Origin of the sequence: Nitrosospira multiformis (genome assembly GCF_900111585.1) — a bacterium.
GTDB lineage: Bacteria > Pseudomonadota > Gammaproteobacteria > Burkholderiales > Nitrosomonadaceae > Nitrosospira > Nitrosospira multiformis_B.
In genome coordinates, this window is sequence record NZ_FOHI01000009.1 from 1 (window position 1) to 18,355 (window position 18,355).

Below are 18,355 nucleotides of genomic sequence, written 5' to 3' on the forward strand. Positions count from 1 at the left end.
CGAAAGTTGCCACCGGGCCCAAGGATGGCCACATCAACATCGTCATGAATGGCAAGAGCGGCACGGCAATGGCGCCATTCAAGCATCTGTCGGACATGGATATTGCCTCGGTGATCACCTACCAGCGCAATTCCTTCGGCAATTCGACAGGCGATGCCGTCCAGCCATCCGAAATCAATCAACTCAAGTAATAGTTAAGGAGAAATCATGAACCTGCGTATTCGATGTTGCCCAACAGGGCATTGCAGCAGGATGACAGAGCGATCGCTATCCTCCTTTGATGAGTTGGGATAACAGTCGACAGAGATATCAAAAATATTCAAGAAACAGCATCCAGGAGAAACCATGGCAGCAATACCTGATCACGATGTCGTGCATGGCGCCGATCACGCGCACGACCACCACCTCACCGGCCTGATGCGGTGGCTGACCACCACGAATCACAAGGATATCGGTACGCTTTATCTCTGGTTCAGTTTCATCATGTTCCTGACAGGGGGCGTGATGGCGCTGACCATTCGGGCCGAACTTTTTCAGCCGGGCTTGCAGATCGTCAATCCCGAATTTTTCAACCAGCTCACCACCATGCACGGATTGATAATGGTATTCGGCGCCATCATGCCGGCCTTCGTCGGTTTTGCCAACTGGCAGATACCGATGATGATCGGCGCCCCGGACATGGCCTTTGCGCGAATGAATAACTGGAGCTTCTGGCTGCTTCCTCCCGCAGCATTGTTGCTCATCACTTCTTTCTTCGCGCCCGGCGGCGCTGCTGCCGGGGGCTGGACTTTTTATCCTCCGCTGTCAGTGCAAATGGGCATCGGGATGGACATGATGATTTTTGCCATCCATATACTCGGTGCTTCCTCCATCATGGGCTCGATCAACATCATCACCACCATTCTCAACATGCGCGCGCCTGGCATGACGCTGATGAAGATGCCCATGTTCGTGTGGACCTGGCTGATTACCGCTTATCTGCTGGTGCTGGTCATGCCGGTGCTGGCGGGTGTGGTGACCATGCTGCTGACCGACCGCAATTTTGGTACCAATTTCTTCAATGCGGCGGGCGGGGGTGATCCAGTGCTGTTCCAGCATGTTTTCTGGTTCTTCGGGCACCCGGAAGTCTACATCATGATCCTGCCGTCATTCGGCATTGTCTCCGAGGTGATTCCCACTTTTTCCCGCAAGCCGCTGTTCGGTTATTCCTCGATGGTGTATGCAACTGCTTCCATCGCCATTCTTTCCTGCATCGTCTGGGCGCATCATATGTTCACTGCGGGCATGCCGGCGGTAGGACAGCTGTTTTTCATGTATGGCACCATGCTGATCGCGGTGCCGACTGGCGTGAAAGTGTTCAACTGGACCGCCACGATGTGGCGCGGCTCCATGACTTTCGAGACGCCCATGCTGTTTTCCATCGGCTTCATTTTCCTGTTCGTCATCGGGGGTTTCAGCGGCGTGGTCTGCGCCATTGTCCCGATCGATGTGCAGGTGCAGGATACCTACTATGTAATCGCGCACTTCCACTACGTGCTGGTATCCGGTTCGCTCTTTGCCATCTTCGCCGGGGCGTACTACTGGCTGCCGAAGTGGACGGGTCACATGTATGACGAGACGCTGGGCAAATGGCATTTCTGGCTGTCGATGTTCTTCTTCAACCTCACCTTCTTCGTGCAGCACTTCCTCGGACTCGCCGGCATGCCGCGCCGTATTCCCGACTATGCGCTGCAATTTGCGGACTTCAACATGATTTCCAGCATTGGAGCATTCGGATTCGGTACGACCCAGTTGTTGTTCCTGTATGTGGTGCTGAAGTGCATTTGTGGGGGGGCGAAGGCGCCGCAAAGACCATGGGAGGGTGCAAAAACACTGGAGTGGACCTTGCCCTCGCCGGCGCCGTATCACACTTTTGAAACGCCGCCGCTCGTGAAATAACCCGCTAATCGATAAACAGGAGATCGTCATGTCGAAAAATATGGATATGTCGCAGCCCCTAAGCCTGTCGGAAGACGAGGAGATCGAGAGGAAGCTTGCAGCAATCAGAACGGCTTTATATGCGCTGGCTTTCTCTCTGGTGGTGCCCCTTATGCAATATTTTTGGCAATAGCTGCTGTCGAAACCATTCGGCATCCTATCGATTAACTATAAAGAGAGAAAAAAGTGAGTCAAGAAGCGAGTCATTACTACGTTCCGGCGCCGTCACCCTGGCCGATAACCGGTGCGATCGCACTGTTATTCATGGGCTTCGGCGCTGCATTTTCCGTCAACCGGCTTCCCCTGGGTTACGGATTGCTGGCAACGGGCTTTGCCATACTCGTCTACATGATGTTTGGCTGGTTTGGCACCGTGGCCGGTGAAAGCGAGAGCGGCAAATTCAACAAGCAGGTCGATAAATCCTTCCGCTGGGGGATGAGCTGGTTCATCTTCTCGGAAGTCATGTTTTTCGGGGCTTTTTTTGGCGCGCTGTACTACATGCGCCTGCATTCCATACCGGATCTTGCCGACCTGGACAACAAAATACTGTGGCCGGACTTCACCGCCGACTGGCCCACTGCCGGTCCCGGCATCCAGGAGAAATTCATGCCCATGGGCCCCTGGGGTCTCCCCGCGCTCAATACCCTGATCCTGCTGACCTCGGGCGTGACAGTCACTTGGGCGCACTGGGCACTGAAGCTGAACAAGCGCGGGCAGCTCAAATTAGGGTTGTTCCTCACGTTCGCCCTGGGATTCCTGTTCGTGGGCCTGCAGGCTTACGAATACAGCCACGCCTACTCGGAGATGAACCTCAAGCTCTCCACCGGAGCCTATGGCGCCTCGTTTTTCATGCTGACCGGCTTCCACGGTTTTCATGTAACGTTGGGTTCCATCATGCTGTTCGTCATCTGGTGCCGTGTGCTGAAGGGCCACTTTTCACCCGAGAATCACTTCGGCTTTGAAGGCGTCGCCTGGTACTGGCACTTCGTGGACGTCGTCTGGCTGGGCCTGTTCATATTTGTTTACTGGCTGATATAGGAATTAGTCTTAAAAAAATTCTAAATATTCGCCGTATTTTCTCCGGTTCTCGATGATTCTTTCGCGTACGACCCAATATGCCATTCAGGCGCATATCTACATGGCAACCCAGCCTCCCGGGGTGGCTGTGCTGAATCGCACAATAGCGGAATACCTGAGGTCGCCGCCTACTTATCTCGCAAAGATTCTGCAGGAGTTATGCAAGGGCAACCTTTTGTATTCTTTTCGCGGAAAGCAGGGGGGGTTCTGCTTGCGGGAAAGCAGTGACAAGATTAACCTGATGCAGATTGTCAGGATCACCGAGGGCCCGGGATTTACGGAGGAGTGCGTTCTGGGGCTGAAAGTTTGCAGCGACACCACCGCTTGTCCCATGCACGCAAAATGGTGGCCAATCAAGCAGGAAATCGTGAAACTTCTGCAAGGCCAGACGCTGGATACCCTAGCTGCGATGGTGGTAAGCGGCAAGTATCAGTTAACGGATTTTCCCGGAGCGGTTCTCGGCAACATCGAGTTGCCGGCATAGCCATCCAATTTATTGCCTATAGGTTCTTACATGTCAAAACACGCACTCAAGCTGATCCCTTCCTCCACGGAGCACGCGGATGTACCCAGTGATTGCAAGAATTGCGGGGCGTATCACCTTTGTATGTCCCTCTGGCTCAAAACCGGCGATTCATCCCTGCTTGAGCGCGTGGTAAAAAAGAAACAGGTATTCAAGCGTGGAGAGGTGCTTTACCGTATGGGCCAGCCGCTGGAGTATATCTATGTCATTCGCGGCGGATCGGTCAAAACCTGCGTGAGCACCGAGGATGGAGAGGTTCAGGTGATGGGTTTTCATACAGCCGGGGAACTGCTGGGACTGAATGCCATCAGTAATCGGGAGCATAAATGCGAAGCGAGGGCGATGGGAGTGACCTCCGTATGTGAGGTTTCTGTCGAGCGTTTCGAAGAACTGGCCAAGAAGGATCCGGCCATTCAGTATGAAATTCTCAAAATCATGAGTGCCGAAATCCATCACGGTCAGGAATTGCTGCTCCTGCTCGGTAAACACAATGCCGAGGAGCGGATCGCCATCTTTCTGCTCAACTTGTCCAGGCAATTTGAAAAGCGGCATTGTTCGGCCACCGAATTCACCTTGTGCATGTCCCGTAGCGATATCGGTAATTATCTCGGCATTGCGGAAGAGACGGTCTGTCGCATATTTGCCCGGTTTCAGGACGACGGCCTCATCAGCAGTGAATACCGTAATGTCAAACTCAAGGATATCAAGCGGCTTGAGCAGATTGCCAACCAAAGACCCTTGAGGCAAACCAACGTCGCCTCTCTTTACTCGTGAAGTGAAGTGACCCCAGGCAGGTTGGCCGGGTTTTGCAGAGTTGACCCTGCCAGTCCCCCGCTCGGCGGAGATCACCTTCTTTCCGCTTTTTTCTGATTCACCATCAATACCACCGGGCAACTCCACCATTTGTTCAAGCTGATTCCGGGTTGATGGCCGGGGGCGATACCGTTTCCAGTCATCTCGTCTCCAGCCCCGGAAGCTCCTGCGCTTCTTCTGTCTTCCCGTTTGGGATTCCCGTTTGGGATTCCTGCTTGGGATTCCCGTTTGCCTGCCTCATTTAGAGGCAGAACATTTTTCTGCCCGATTCAGTCCGTTCCGGCCCGGATATCTTTTTATCATGATGACGAAAGCATTATTGGTTCTGCGAAGGCAGAGCCCAAAGGCGGATACAGCCATGTGAAAAGGTAGTGAGCGGTAGTGAGGGCAACGAGAAAGAAACCTAATGGCATAGAGGTTCCGGGAAAACAACCAGAACATGACATTCATCAACTTTTTTTTGGAGGGCAAGACATATCATGCTTTCGCGATATGAAATCCGATTATCCATATTTCCTGACTCGAAGCTCAGATAACCCGTCCGATGCGGTTGTCCGTCCTCTTTCCTGCATTCTCATCCAGTCTTCCCCGGAATCACCGCGAGAGTCTGTTGCTATCGTCAGGAGCGCGATCCGCATCGCAGCGGAGGGTAGATGGCAGAGCGCAGCGCAGGAGTGTCCACCGCTCCCCCGGACCTTCCGCGCATCTTTTCCTGCTTCCGGGAAACGGGGAGTCAGCAAAATTCGACAACAACCATGGAGGAAATTAGATGAAATATTTTTTTGACAAGATGCAAACGACTGCTGCCGTTTCTGCTGCTTCGATTGCTATTGTCATATCTGTGGCTGCACCCGCGGCTTCCGCCCAGGATGCGAGAACGCAAGCATTGGAGCAGCAACTCAGACAGCTGGAGGCGAGTCTGCAAGCCGTTCGAAAAGAGCTGAACCAGGTGAAAGCGGAATCCGCGCGAGAAGCGCAGAGGCTGATGCAGATCGAGCAGAAATCGACGTCGATAGAAAAACGCCAGGCGGTGGACGCGCAAAAGATTGCGAAAATCGAAGAGAGTGGGTCCTCATTCGAAAGAACTCCAGATCAAAAAGCCCACATGGTTTTTTTTCGGGGTGGCTATGGGCGCAGCAACGATCTTCGTAACGGAGTATCCATTCAAAGCGGTGGAGCTGGTGGCCCCGGAGGGCAGGCGGACCGGGATGCCTGGTATATCGGCGCGGGGCTGGATTTCAATCTGACAAACGATGTCTGGGGTCTGATGCCAAACACCAGTGTCCTCTCGGAAGTCATGTTCGAATACAAGGAATTCGGCAGCAAGGTAGCCAGTAGTGCGCTTCCTCCCCCCGGCTCCGGCGTGAATATCAGTCAGTTCACCTTGACGGCGGCACCCAAGATCAAGTTTTTCGAGGGCTCCCGCTTCAGGCCCTGGATCATTCCCGCAGGTCTCGGCCTCCATGTGATCAGTCCGCCTTCCGAATCCATCACGGTATTGATTCCCGGCGTCATGTTCGGTGTCGGGGCCGACTATCAGATTTGGAAAAACTTCTTTGTCGGTATCGATGGCCGCTATCACCTGACCAGTGGCAGAACCGATGGCGTCAAGATCGATGGCATGACTGGCGGGGGCTACATTGGAATGGGTTTCTAGGGAGGTCGATTGTCAGCCTCAATATCGTACGGGTTTAAACCTGCCTCCTGCCAGATCGGGGTGTTGAAAAAATTCGGGCAGTCTACCCGAATGTCGTGCAACCGCAGTTCATTCATACAAAGAGGAGAAAACCATGCGCAAACTGCTCATCATTATTTCAGCACCGCTGATCTTCGCAGGCAGTGTTCATGCCGCTGTCAATATCAATACCGCTACCCAGCAAGAGCTTCAGACCTTGAGCGGTATTACTTCCGCCAAAGCCAGGGCGATCATCGAATACCGGTCGAAGGCGGGCAAATTCAGGACGGCGGAGGACCTGACAAAGGTAGATGGCATCAATCCCCGTTATCTGGATATGAAGCAGCTCTACAAGGATGTTTCAGTCGCCGGACCGACCGTTCTGAAGGTGGGAGCAAAGCCTGCGGGTAAGTAATGTTGCCGCAATATTAGATTGCGATAATGCGATAGATAATGGAGATGGCTGGTAGGAAGGACAGGCAGCAGGGCATAGCCGTACTGGAAATGCATAAACCTGCCGGCACGATCGCTGCTTGACAAAGACCCGCTCGCGCGGGTTTTTGTTTATCTCCCGCCTGCTTTTTACATCTGGATTCAAGGCATGAAAATTTTCCAGGGTAGCGACACCTTGGAACTTCATGAGCACCCCGATGTCAGCATGCATGTCACTCATCGACCTGTTATAATTCCGCCCCTTTTGACATTGTAAGCCTACGAACCTTTATGTCTCGTTCCCTCCGCAATATCGCCATAATCGCTCACGTCGATCATGGAAAGACGACACTGGTGGACAAACTGCTGCATCAGGCCGGCTCCTTCGCGGCACATCAGCACATCGCCGAACGCGTGATGGATTCCAATGATATCGAGCGCGAGCGCGGCATCACTATCCTTGCAAAGAATTGCGCAGCCGATTACGAAGGCGTGCATATCAATATCGTGGATACGCCGGGTCATGCCGATTTCGGGGGTGAAGTGGAGCGTGTCTTATCCATGGTGGATGGAGTGCTGTTGCTGGTGGATGCAGTGGAAGGTCCGATGCCGCAGACGCGCTTTGTTACCAGGAAGGCGCTTTCGCTGGGATTGCGTCCGATCGTCGTCATCAACAAGGTCGATCGGCCCGGCGCACGGCCGGATTGGGTGGTAAACCAGACCTTCGATCTGTTCGACAAGCTTGGCGCAAGTGAAGAACAGCTTGATTTTCCGGTTGTGTATGCTTCGGCACTCAACGGTTACGCCACGCTTGACCTGAAACAGCCGGGCATCAATATGCGCCCGCTTTTCGACACGATCCTCAGTCATGTCAGAGCGCCGGTGGAGGATATCGATGGTCCACTGCAATTACAGATCAGCGCGCTGGATTATTCCAGTTTCGTGGGACGCATCGGTATTGGACGCATCAATCGTGGAAGACTTAAACCCGGTCAGGATGTCACTGTGTTGGCGGGGAGCAATCCGCCCAGGAAAGCTCGGGTCAACCAGGTTCTGGGCTTCCGGGGCATTGAACGCGTCCAGCTCGCCGAGGCGTTGGCGGGTGACATCGTCCTCATCAATGGTGTCGAAGAGCTGAGTATCGGCGCGACGCTTGCCGATATCGACGAGCCTGAGGCATTGCCCATGCTTGCCGTGGACGAGCCTACGCTCACAATGAATTTTCAGGTGAATACTTCACCTTTTGCAGGAAAGGAAGGGAAATTTGTCACCAGCCGGCAACTGCGCGAACGCCTGGAAAAGGAGTTGCTGACCAATGTTGCCATGAAGTTGGAGGAAACCAAGGATACCGACTCTTTCCTGGTTTCAGGCCGGGGCGAATTGCATCTCACCATTCTGCTGGAGAACATGCGGCGCGAAGGCTATGAACTGGCGGTGTCGCGGCCCCATGTCGTGATTCGCGAGATTGACGGCGTCAAATGCGAGCCCTTTGAGATGCTTACGGTTGATGTTGAGGAGGCGCATCAGGGCGGGGTGATGGAGGCGCTGGGTGCGCGGCGTGGCGATCTGCAGGATATGGTTTCCGATGAGCGCGGGAGAGTGAGACTCGATTACCGCATTCCTGCCCGAGGCCTGATCGGCTTTCAATCCGAATTCATGACCATGACGCGGGGCACGGGTCTCATGAGTCATGTATTCGACGAATACGCGCCCATGCGGCCTGAAATAACCGCACGTCGCAATGGGGTTCTGATATCCGCCGAGCAGGGTGAAGCGGTGGCGTACGCTCTGTGGAAATTGCAGGAACGTGGACGCATGTTTGTCAGCCCGGGCGAGCGCCTGTATGAAGGAATGGTGATCGGTATTCACAGCCGCGACAACGATCTGGTGGTCAATCCTATCAAAGGCAAGCAACTCACGAATATACGAGCATCGGGAACTGATGAAGCCGTCGTTCTGACGCCGCCCATCCAGCTCACCCTGGAATCGGCTATCGAATTCATCGCGGATGATGAACTCGTGGAGATTACGCCTAAAACCATTCGCATCCGCAAGCGCCTGTTGCAGGAGCACGAACGCAGGAAAGCGGCTCGCGCGGCGTAAGCCGGTTTCTTTCTCCGTTTTCTTCCGGTGAGTGACGTTCAACCGGAAAAAGACGCGCGGCGGTTCAGAGCGCGACTAGAACATTGCTTTCCTGAACCCGATCAGTCGAAGCGATCTCGGGTGTTACCCTCATGAACGAAAAAATCCTCTGGTATATCGCCGATCCGATGTGTTCCTGGTGCTGGGGATTTTCGCCGGTGATCGAGAGAACCCGACAGGAGTATGGCGATCGCCTGAGGATGGAGTTATTGCTGGGCGGATTGCGCGCCGGGACCAAAACTCCCCTGCCTCCTCAACAGCGTGAGGAAATACTCCATCACTGGCATGCCGTGCAGCGTGCAACAGGACAGCCGTTCAGCTTCGAAGGCGCGATGCCGGAAGGCTTTATCTACGATACGGAGCCTGCAAGCCGTGCAGTTATCGCCGCTTCCCGGATCAGTCACGATGCCGTATTCCCATTTTTCAAGATCATTCAGTCTGCGTTTTATGTCGATCAACAGGATGTGACCCGGCAAGAGGTACTGGAACGATTGGCTGTTGTTGCAGGACTGGATGCACGGCTTTTCTCTCAGGTATTCGAATCCGAAGCCGTAAAGGAATTGACGCTTGTCCATTTTCAAAAGGTCCGCCAGTGGGGCGTGCACGGGTTTCCCGCTGTGGTCGGGCAGGAGAACACGGATTACGCGGTATTGACCAGAGGCTATTGTTCATTTGAAGATTTCCGCCCGAGACTGGACAGTTGGCTCGAGAATTGATCGTTGCGAGCCTTCGCGCCGCAAAACTTATGATTTCCCCGGATAATTATGCAAAAAATACTTCTGGCATTCCTGGCTCCGGCTTTTGCTCTCTCGATGTTTTTGATCTCCCCGCCTGTATTGGCTGATAAGTGGAGAGATGACGATCATCCTGGTCGGCACGGTCACGAAGGAAAAAAGTGGAACAAAGGCAAGGACGGGAAAAACCACAGAGGTGGCAACAGCCACGGCCATTACTATTTTGATGACCGGCAACGCGCCATTGCTCACAACTATTATGCACCGCGTTTTCAACATGGCCACTGTCCGCCCGGTTTGGCAAAAAAATATAACGGTTGCATGCCGCCGGGACAGGCGAAGAGATGGAGAACGGGTTATCCGTTACCCCGCGAGGTTATTTTTTATGACTTGCCTCCCGTTTTGCTGCAGCAACTGGGCTATCCTGCTCCGGGCTACCGTTACGTTCGGGTGGGAATCGACATACTCCTGATTGCGGTGGGAACCGGAATGGTCATCGATGCAATCCAGGATTTGAATGCAATGTAGCAGCGCTTGCAGTTCGAGGGGGATCGATATCGCTCGGGATTGCTCCGGTTATGTAGGATTCCGTCGGCTATTTTTCACATCCCCGACCCGGTAGACCAGCCAAAGCGCTCCAATAGCGCTCTAAACGCCTCGCTGGCAATGATGAAGGCGATAAGATATGACGTCAAGCTTAGCAGGACGATTGTCCAGATTGCTCGCCAGGGACTCAGAGTCGAGTATTGTTTCCATTGCGAGAGAAAAGCGGCATCGTCCTCCTTGCTTGCGCGGTTCAAGCTCAGTTCGGCGAGAACGTTCTCCCGCGCTCGCCGCAGCGCATTCTCGATCCCCGTTCGATAAGTGGTATCGATAAGATCCAGGCGCTTTGCTTGCGCTTGCGAAGTTTCCGAAACTGTTTCCCCAGCCGCCTGTGCATAAAACTCGCGCATGCGTGCGAGGTATCGTTCATCCGCCAATAGATCATTGATTGCTTTCTCCACAGACTTCGCTCCCCCGGCCGAGTCCATAGATTTCCCATCGATCTTCTTCTGTTTCGCAGTCCTTATTTCCTGTATGAACTCCTGCTCCTTGCATCCGATCAGCCTGAGCCAGATCGCTTCCGCAGCTTGAGGAGATGGACCGCGTGAAGTTGAACCGGTGGAAGGCCCCGTCTCGAATAGTCTGTCAAGTTCCGCTTTAGCTGCTCTTTCGCAATCCGCATCGATTGCTTCGAGCCTGCTGTTGAGATCGTCATTCATGATGTCTGGAGGCTGAAGGATTGAACTGCTGCCCTGAGTGCAGACAGTGTAACGTAAATTTCCAGAGACAAGGGAGCGGCAAAAGTGAAATTGCAATATGCAGAGTTTCCGGTTATAGCGCTCTGCTGCCGGACTAAGTTAGCAGTCAAGGCTCTAAAAGATTGCTACCATTGGTTTAAGGAATTAAAACTTCATTTACCAACTTCTTTCAGTTCTTCCATGGGTTATTCCTGAACTCCCCCTCTGCGAACGCTGGGGCGGGAATTATGGTGTCGGGCCTATCAAGACATCGTCATGCCCGCAAAAATAGGTATCCAGATTTTTCAAGGCAATAATATTATAAATCAACGTATTTCCAATCTTGGAGAAATGACATCGAGGTTTTCCTCAAGAACTCTTCGTTATTACAGAACGACCGTCTTTTGCCTATGCAGTTCTCTGGATGCCACTAATTTTATTCCAGACAGCAGGGGGTTATAGCGGGATTGCCGCAAAAGCATCGAGGTCGTTCACAGCGGTGGCGACGCGACGAATCAATTCGCGGTTGGTTTCCGGTTTTATCATTCCGCCGACAGCAAGCGACACCACCATTGCTTCGAACGGATAAACGAGGTGAGCACGGTATCTCTGCTTCAATATCTCGCTGTCAATGTTTTCGATACCACTGTTGGTGAGCTCTTCGGCATAGATAGTCAACAGATTTGCCTCATGATTTCGCCGCACCTCGGGCGTAAGAGCGGTAGCAAGAAAATAAGCGACATCGCTAATGCCTTCGCCAAAACGCACGAGTTGCCAGTCAAGAAGACCCGGTTGAGATTGGCTCCAGAACAGGTTGCCGGGGTGACAATCATGATGAACGAGTGTTTGCGGTCGCCCCGAAAGAAAGCGCATGGCGCGCCGGCGCTGGCGAGCATAATTTATAGCGGGTGCATGAAGCAGCGAAGGTATGAGTTTTTCCGCCTGCCGGAGCCCCCGCTTCATTAACGGAACGGCAAGCGCAGTCCCCAGGTGATCTTCGAGTTGGCGTATGGGACCCGCCAGCCAGGCATATTTCTGCATGAGATCGAATTTGTTCCAGAAGCGGGCATGCAGCCGGGCCAACTGCTTGATGACAAGTGCGGCGCGATCAGGCGTCAGTGCATCGTCGGGGTTGCCGGCAGTAGCGCCGGATTCAGTCACATCATTCAAAACCAGCGTCGCACCCTTACCAGGTTTACTCTGACCCGCGAGAAAACCGGGTACGGCAATAGGCACCGCCTGCGCCGTTTCATTGTAGAAGCGGGTTTCAGTATGAAGCAACCCTGGCAACGCAGTAATCAGCCTTGGCCGCCAGGCCAGCGAAGGTAATTTTACAAACCACTTGCGTGAGATCGTCCTCGGACCATCATGTTCAACCGCAATACGAACCCGTGTCGTCGTTCCTATATCCACGGAAACCAGATCTACCCTGGATACCGTTACATGGGAACAATGACAATTCACTACCCGTTGCGCCCAGCCGGCATTCAAATCGCTGAGTTGGCGAGCGAGAATATTATGCTTCATTTACAGGCTGGAGCGGGGACTGAACCCGACGAAGTTGAATCGGGGGGGTACACTCGGATTTTCTTTTGGGAGGTTGCTGAGGCGCATCAGAGAGACTGCGGTCGATCAGGAATTGCAGTATGCACATTCATTTATTTAGAAATACATTGGTTCCCATAGAAAAGGGAGCCGAAGCTCCCTTTTCTATGGAATGCGACAGCAGCAGGAATTACTGATAACGTTGATCCGCAGGTGGCTGCTGCTCATAAGACCCGGCGGGCTGGCGATAGGATTTTTCCTTGGGTTCATCCGTGCTCAATTTCCAGTCAGGATGATAGTGTGTCTCTCTATCCCAGTCTTTCCAGATATAGTCGGGATAGATAAGGGGTTTGGTTGGAATGACAAATGTGACCAGGTCTACCGCACCCGTCAATGTGCGGCCGATACCGTGCACGATACCTGTAAGCAGGCCAGCGGTAAGTCCGTAGCCAAGTCCCTTCTCGTTGGTTCCTATCATGATGTTCTTCGGCACTTCGCCTATGCCTGTGACTGTGTTGGCAAGGCCATGCGCAAGCTTGTCGCCCACGCCTTCCGCATAGCTGTGTGCAAACGCTGCTTGTGGCGAAACGAATAATAATGCAGACAGTATCATTAGCGTTTTCAACATATTTTTCATCGATACCTCCCTTAATAGATTAAATAAAAATTTAATTCCAACTTAATACTAGCATACCGCTAAGAAATATGGAAAAGGCATGTAAAATTCGTAGGCTCGGCGTCGTATCTGCCGCGTGGTCAAATTGGTTAAAGGCGGGAATTTTTGTGGATATCAGCACCTGCAGCGAATGTACCGGCTTCACGCAGCGCGGCAGTCCGCTTCAAAATGCGGTCGAACCAGCAAATGTGATTCTTATCGGTATTTGTGCTTCCCGGTCATCTTAATCATTCAGCATTCAGGCGTTCTTGCACGAATTGTGCTACGCTTCCGCATGTTTCGTAATTGTGAAACCATCATCTGACGGATTGCAAGCAGAAACTGTGGCCCGTCCCCGTACAAGAAAAGCAGCTACGTGAGTTCTTTACCTAAATCACCGGAAGCATCCGGCTTCCTGTCTTTGCGTTCGTTTTCCTCGGCATCACTCCATCCTTCAAGCATCCGCCTGGCAGGTTCCATCCAGTTTTCGGTAATCGTTCCCACACTCAACGAGGCCGACAACATCGACCCGTTACTGACCAGGCTATCCGCGCTTGATTTGCCGGAGGGAAGTTTCGAAGTCATCTTTGTGGACGATGGCTCATGCGATGGAACGCCGGAAAAAGTCCGCGAATGGGAAAGTTGCGGCAACATAAGACTGATCGAACGCCGGGAAAAACCCGATCTCACGCGTTCAATTCTGGCGGGAGCGGTATCGGCGCGAGGAGATGTTATTGTCGTGATGGATGCGGACTTGAGTCATCCGCCCGAGCGATTGCCCGCCCTGATCGCGCCGATATTGGATGGGAGTCATGACGTCGCAGTCGGGAGTCGTTATGTACCTGGCGGCAGTACAGAGGGCTGGCCGCTGCACCGGCAGTGGCTGTCCCGCCTCGGCAACTGGCTTGCCCGTTCCCTGTGTGACATCAATGATGCGACCTCCGGATTTTTCGCATTCCGCCATGAATTGTCAGGAACTGTTGCGGAACGTGCGGGCGGATACAAGATATTGCTCGAACTGCTCATGGCAGGGCAGGGCAAGCTTCGGGTGGTGGAAGTGCCGATCTGCTTTCGCGATCGGATTCACGGGGCGTCGAAGCTGTCGTTTTCACATCGATGGACATATTTGCAGCGCCTGATGACCCTGGCTGGCGGCACGATTTCAATGGGCATAACCAGCCGCTCCGCAGCAGCAGGATTATTTGGCGTTTTTGTCGATGCGCTGCTGTTCCAATGGTTGTTGAGCAGCGGAGCAAGGCTTGCGCTGGCACATATCCTGAGTTTTTTTGTCGCTACCTCGGTAAGTTATTCGCTCAATTCCAAATGGTCTTTTCATCTAAACCATGAAGGATACTTGCGGTGGTCGCAATTCGGGCGTTTTCTGACGGTCGGGTTGTTCGCATTGTTGATGCGTGGAGGCGTGCTGGCTCTCCTCGTTCACGGCTGGCATATGCCGCCACTGCTGGCGATATTTCCCGCTATTGCGGCCGCGGCTGCCGTTATTCATATGGGCTCGGTTTTCTACGTATTTCCGGTAAAACAGAATCCGCCCTCCCTGGATGTCCGGTGGCGCGTCGCCTCGTTTGGAATCGTCGCGTTTGCGGTACTGCTGCGCCTGATCTATATCGGTATAGCGCAGCTGATTCCGGATGAAGCGTACTACTGGAATTACGCGCAGCACATGGACCTGAGCTTTTTCGATCATCCGCCCATGGTGGCCTGGCTGATCTGGTTCGGGACCTCGATCTTCGGTGACAACGAGTTCGGAGTACGGATAGGCGCCTTCATCTGCGGGCTGATTACAATAGGTTATCTGTACGCCCTCTCGCGGAATCTCTACGACAAATCGACCGGTATCCGCGCTGTCCTGCTGCTGACCGTGCTGCCCCTTGGCTTTGTTACCGCAACGCTCATGACGCCGGATGCTCCGTTAATGGCTGCCTGGGCTGCTACCTTGTACTACATGGAGCGGGCATTGATAGCGGACCAGCGATGGGCCTGGCTGGGCATGGGCATTGCATTCGGACTGGGTATTCTGTCCAAATACACGCTGGGACTGCTGGGTCTTGCAGCACTGCTGTTTGTAGTGATCGACCCGGGCTTGCGTCGCTGGTTGCGTCGGCCGGAGCCCTATCTTGCGGCAGCGCTTGCACTATTGCTGTTTACACCCGTTATTGCCTGGAATATGGAGAACGACTGGGCATCCATTATGTACCAGTCCCAGCGCGCGACGGGAATAGGCAGCAAGTTTTCCTTGCACCTGCTTTTCTTTCATATGCTGCTTGTCCTGACGCCGGTTGGTTTGGTTGCAGCATTCATGGCGCTGGTTGTGCGCCATGAGCGAACGGTCAACCCCCTGATACGCAGACGCCGCCTGTTCATGCAGGTGTTCACGATTGCGCCGCTCGCGGTATTTTTCTGGCTCAGCCTGTTCGGCTGGCCGAAATTCCACTGGACTGCGCCCGTCTGGCTGGCGATTCTGCCGGCAATGGGGTGGATGTTGGGCCAGACGGATAGCTGGAGCAAGGTGGCAAGCCGTTTGCGCGCAGCATGGAAACCAACCATAGGAGTCTGTATGTTTCTCTATGCATTGGCACTACATTACGTCGTCCTGGGCATCCCTGGCATTCCCTACGTGGGTTTCAGCGAACACTACTTCTGGCGCGAAACCACGCGTGAAGTCGAACGGCTTGCGGCAGAAGTTGCGCAGCAGACCGGAAAAAAACCGCTTATAGTGGGGATGAGTAAATGGTCAGTCGCGAGTTCCTTGTCGTTTTATAACGATAAAAGCGAACCGCTGGATATTCGCGGACGCAACATGTTCCTGCAGAGCGCGGCCATGTATGATTTCTGGTATCCCTCGGAATCCCCGACGAATCGTCCCATTATTCTGTTTGGAATGAAAACGCATCAGCTCGAGCATGACATCGATGGCAACGATAACATTACTCCGCTGCTGGTGCAGCCTGGCCCGATCAGGGAATTGAAGATCGAGCGGGAAGGGAAGACGCTGCGCGGGATATATTACCGGGTTGCACAAGGTTATCTCGGTCTCCCGGCAACCGGTTCTCAGGTACGTTAGCCTCTCGCCTTCCATTTTCCCTGGCGTTGCGCCTTACCCCTTACCCCATTAACAGGCCCTATGTAAGAGTGCCTCCTTTCTCCATTTCCTACCATGACAATTTATGCCAAAAACATAATGCGGAAAATATTAATGGATCATATGATGTCGCTTGCGTGCGGATTGATCTTTATCCTGTTCTCTACGTACAGCATGGCGGGGCTACCTGCCGGGAAAGATGAAAGAATTGCTGATACTTCGCAACAGAAAGAGGTTGCCATCACGATTTATGGCAATAACCTGGGTTTGATAAAAGATACGCGCCACCTTGGTCTCGCGCGTGATTTCAATCAACTCATCTGGCTTGATGTTGCAAAGCAGATACGTCCGGAAACGGCACGATTGCGTAATCCTGCTCATTTCCGTGGATTTCGCGTACAGGAACTGAGTTTCGACCTCGATCTGTTAACCCCTGGAAAACTGCTGGAGCGATACATCGGCAAGGAAGTAACGGTCATTCATGCGAATCCAGCGACAGGGAAGGAGAGTAGAGAGACCGCTATAGTACTTTCCGCACATGACGGCGGAGTGTTCAAGTATGCGGACCGCGTTGAAATCGGCAACCCCCATCTGGACCGATTGGCTTTCCCCGCTGTTCCCGCGAGATTACAGGACAAGCCCAGTCTGGCTATTTCCTTTGTCAATCCGGTTGCCGGCGAACAGGACCTGGAACTTTCCTATTTGACAACGGGGTTATCCTGGCGAGCGGATTATGCAGTGGAATTGAATGAGCGCGAGGATCATGCGGATATTCAGGGCTGGGCGACCATAACCAATCAAAGTGGAACAGCCTACCTGAACGCTGCCTTGCAACTGGTTGCAGGGGATGTCAACCAGGTGCGTCAAGGCGCGCCTGTACCGCGCCATGTCATGGCCATGGCAAAAATGGCCGAGGCGACCGACCTGAAACAGGAGCCGCTGCTTGAATATCACCTCTATACCCTCGATCGCCCCATAACGCTGGCGGAGAACCAGATCAGGCAGGTAGAGCTGATGTCTGCAACCCGCATACCGGTGAAGAAGGAACTGGTCTTGATGGGTTCCGATTATTACTACTCCGGGAAATATGCTGATATAGGGCAGAAGCTGAAGCCGGCGGTATTCCTCGAATTCAGGAACAAGGGAGAAGGACTGGGAATTCCCCTGCCTGCAGGAATAGCACGAATATATAAAAAAGACTTACGCGGCCATATCCAGTTTGTGGGTGAGGATCAGGTGGATCATTCGGCTGCAGGTGAAATTGTCCGGCTGAAACCGGGAAATGCATTCGATGTAACAGTGGAAAGAAAACAGACGGACTTCCTGAAGTTGGCGGGAGAAGGACTGAAAGACTCGCGGGAGGGGAACACGTTCGAAAGCGCATTTGAGATTCTTTTGCGCAATGCCCGCAAAGAAACTGTCACAGTGACGGTGCGGGAACCAATACCCGGGGATTGGCAGGTCGTATCCGAATCGCAAGCACACAACAAGGTTTCTTCGAATATGGCGGAATGGAAAGTGGTTGTTCCTCCCGCCGGCCATAATGTTCTGAACTACCGGGTTCGTGTAAAAAACTTCTGAAAAAGTCCCTATAGTCTTTAGCCTCTACGCCTTATCCCCTATCTCCTTATCCCTTTCGAGCAGCTGGAAACAGGCTGAGGGATGAGGTGAGGGGTGAGGACCAAGTGGAAAGAACGTCGATCCAAAAAAGGAAACCCGGTGGAGCTTCGCTTCCACCGGGCTCTGTCAGCCGGTTTAATACTCTTATTGAACGGTCACGTTGATCTTTTTCGGCTGGACCGGTTCGCGTTTGGGGATGATAATTTCCAGAACGCCCAGGTTGGACTTGGCGGATATCGCGTCCGCGTTGGCAGTGTCCGGCAAGCTGAAACGGCGGTGGAAGGAGCCATAGGCGCGCTCGACACGCTTGTAGCCTTCCTTCTCGGTGGTGGCCTCGGTTTTCTTTTCGCCTTTGATCGTGAGCATGCTTTCTTCCATGCTGATATCGATATCTTCGGGTTTTACGCCGGGAAGATCAGCCTGAAGAACGAACTTGTCCGCTTCTTCCTTGATATCCACTGCTGGCGCCCATTCAGCGGTCGCGGCGGAGCCATCGCCGGCAACGTTCTCCCGCGCACGATCCAGTTCCCGATGTAATTGGTGGAGCAAGCTCCACGGTTCATACCGACTAATAGCCATAATATCTCCTTTGAAATAAATGTCTGACATCAAGCTGATGCTGTGAATCAGCACTTATTAATCAATATAGGTTCGTTTGGCTATTTTTCAACCGATCCCCTCGATTTTTTTGCCACCCTCAGCCTCGGGATTTGTTCAGCAGCTTCCTAGGTGCGGTCGTATAGTGAAAAGTGGCAGAGAACGCTGGAGCTGCTGCTGCGGAT

General features: G+C 53.2%; 17 protein-coding genes. 13 read left to right on the forward strand and 4 right to left on the reverse strand.

The features are described from left to right. The 11 genes from BMW46_RS12405 to BMW46_RS12450 form a co-directional block, all read left to right on the forward strand. Positions 1-191, forward strand: a 191-nt coding sequence (locus tag BMW46_RS12405; protein ID WP_371113513.1) for a c-type cytochrome, incomplete at its 5' end; no start/stop codon positions are given. A 154-nt stretch (positions 192-345) separates the two neighbouring features. Continuing rightward, complete coding sequence (gene ctaD, locus BMW46_RS12410) at positions 346-1,938, forward strand: cytochrome c oxidase subunit I (RefSeq protein WP_074708987.1); 1,593 nt, start codon at positions 346-348, stop codon at positions 1,936-1,938. Positions 1,939-1,966: 28 nt separating this feature from the next. Then, the gene (locus tag BMW46_RS15415) at positions 1,967-2,110 is read left to right on the forward strand and encodes a hypothetical protein (protein ID WP_177171089.1); all 144 of its coding nucleotides are present in this window, start codon (positions 1,967-1,969) and stop codon (positions 2,108-2,110) included. Positions 2,111-2,163: 53 nt separating this feature from the next. Further along, positions 2,164-3,015 carry a cytochrome c oxidase subunit 3 gene (locus BMW46_RS12415; protein WP_074708988.1) on the forward strand — a complete coding sequence of 284 codons (852 nt, stop codon included), beginning with the start codon at positions 2,164-2,166 and terminating at the stop codon, positions 3,013-3,015. 52 nt (positions 3,016-3,067) lie between these two features. Next, a complete protein-coding gene (locus tag BMW46_RS12420; protein WP_074708989.1) occupies positions 3,068-3,538 on the forward strand; it encodes an RrF2 family transcriptional regulator in 471 nt (156 codons plus the stop codon). A gap of 30 nt (positions 3,539-3,568) precedes the next feature. Further along, the gene (locus BMW46_RS12425) at positions 3,569-4,351 is read left to right on the forward strand and encodes a cyclic nucleotide-binding domain-containing protein (RefSeq protein WP_074708990.1); all 783 of its coding nucleotides are present in this window, start codon (positions 3,569-3,571) and stop codon (positions 4,349-4,351) included. A gap of 808 nt (positions 4,352-5,159) precedes the next feature. Beyond that, on the forward strand, positions 5,160-6,047 hold the full coding sequence (locus BMW46_RS12430; protein WP_074708991.1) for a hypothetical protein: 888 nt from the start codon (positions 5,160-5,162) through the stop codon (positions 6,045-6,047). A 133-nt stretch (positions 6,048-6,180) separates the two neighbouring features. Next, positions 6,181-6,480, forward strand: coding sequence for a ComEA family DNA-binding protein (locus tag BMW46_RS12435; protein WP_074708992.1), 300 nt, complete (start codon positions 6,181-6,183; stop codon positions 6,478-6,480). A 308-nt stretch (positions 6,481-6,788) separates the two neighbouring features. Next, entirely contained in the window at positions 6,789-8,600 is a 1,812-nt protein-coding gene (gene typA / locus BMW46_RS12440; protein WP_074708993.1) for a translational GTPase TypA, read from the forward strand. Positions 8,601-8,731: 131 nt separating this feature from the next. After that, positions 8,732-9,355, forward strand: a complete 624-nt coding sequence (locus BMW46_RS12445; RefSeq protein ID WP_074708994.1) for a DsbA family protein — start codon at positions 8,732-8,734, stop codon at positions 9,353-9,355. 48 nt (positions 9,356-9,403) lie between these two features. Next, on the forward strand, positions 9,404-9,901 hold the full coding sequence (locus BMW46_RS12450; protein ID WP_074708995.1) for an RcnB family protein: 498 nt from the start codon (positions 9,404-9,406) through the stop codon (positions 9,899-9,901). A 74-nt stretch (positions 9,902-9,975) separates the two neighbouring features. On the opposite strand, the gene BMW46_RS12455 is transcribed toward BMW46_RS12450, so the two are convergent. From BMW46_RS12455 to BMW46_RS12465, 3 genes are all read right to left on the reverse strand, one after another. Then, positions 9,976-10,635, reverse strand: coding sequence for a hypothetical protein (locus BMW46_RS12455; protein WP_074708996.1), 660 nt, complete (start codon positions 10,633-10,635; stop codon positions 9,976-9,978). Positions 10,636-11,109: 474 nt separating this feature from the next. Next, positions 11,110-12,180, reverse strand: a complete 1,071-nt coding sequence (locus BMW46_RS12460; RefSeq protein ID WP_074708997.1) for a phosphotransferase — start codon at positions 12,178-12,180, stop codon at positions 11,110-11,112. A gap of 208 nt (positions 12,181-12,388) precedes the next feature. Continuing rightward, on the reverse strand, positions 12,389-12,835 hold the full coding sequence (locus BMW46_RS12465; RefSeq protein ID WP_011381082.1) for an exosortase system-associated protein, TIGR04073 family: 447 nt from the start codon (positions 12,833-12,835) through the stop codon (positions 12,389-12,391). 496 nt (positions 12,836-13,331) lie between these two features. Between BMW46_RS12465 and BMW46_RS12470 the strand changes: the two genes are divergently transcribed. Continuing rightward, positions 13,332-15,935 carry a glycosyltransferase family 39 protein gene (locus BMW46_RS12470; RefSeq protein WP_074709054.1) on the forward strand — a complete coding sequence of 868 codons (2,604 nt, stop codon included), beginning with the start codon at positions 13,332-13,334 and terminating at the stop codon, positions 15,933-15,935. Between the two features lie 132 nt (positions 15,936-16,067). After that, entirely contained in the window at positions 16,068-17,534 is a 1,467-nt protein-coding gene (locus BMW46_RS12475) for a DUF4139 domain-containing protein (RefSeq protein ID WP_074708998.1), read from the forward strand. A gap of 183 nt (positions 17,535-17,717) precedes the next feature. Here the strand turns inward: BMW46_RS12475 and BMW46_RS12480 are convergent, their stop codons facing one another. Further along, positions 17,718-18,152 (reverse strand): Hsp20/alpha crystallin family protein, encoded by a 435-nt coding sequence (locus tag BMW46_RS12480; RefSeq protein ID WP_074709055.1) that lies wholly within the window; start codon positions 18,150-18,152, stop codon positions 17,718-17,720. Between the last annotated feature and the right edge of the window lie 203 nt (positions 18,153-18,355).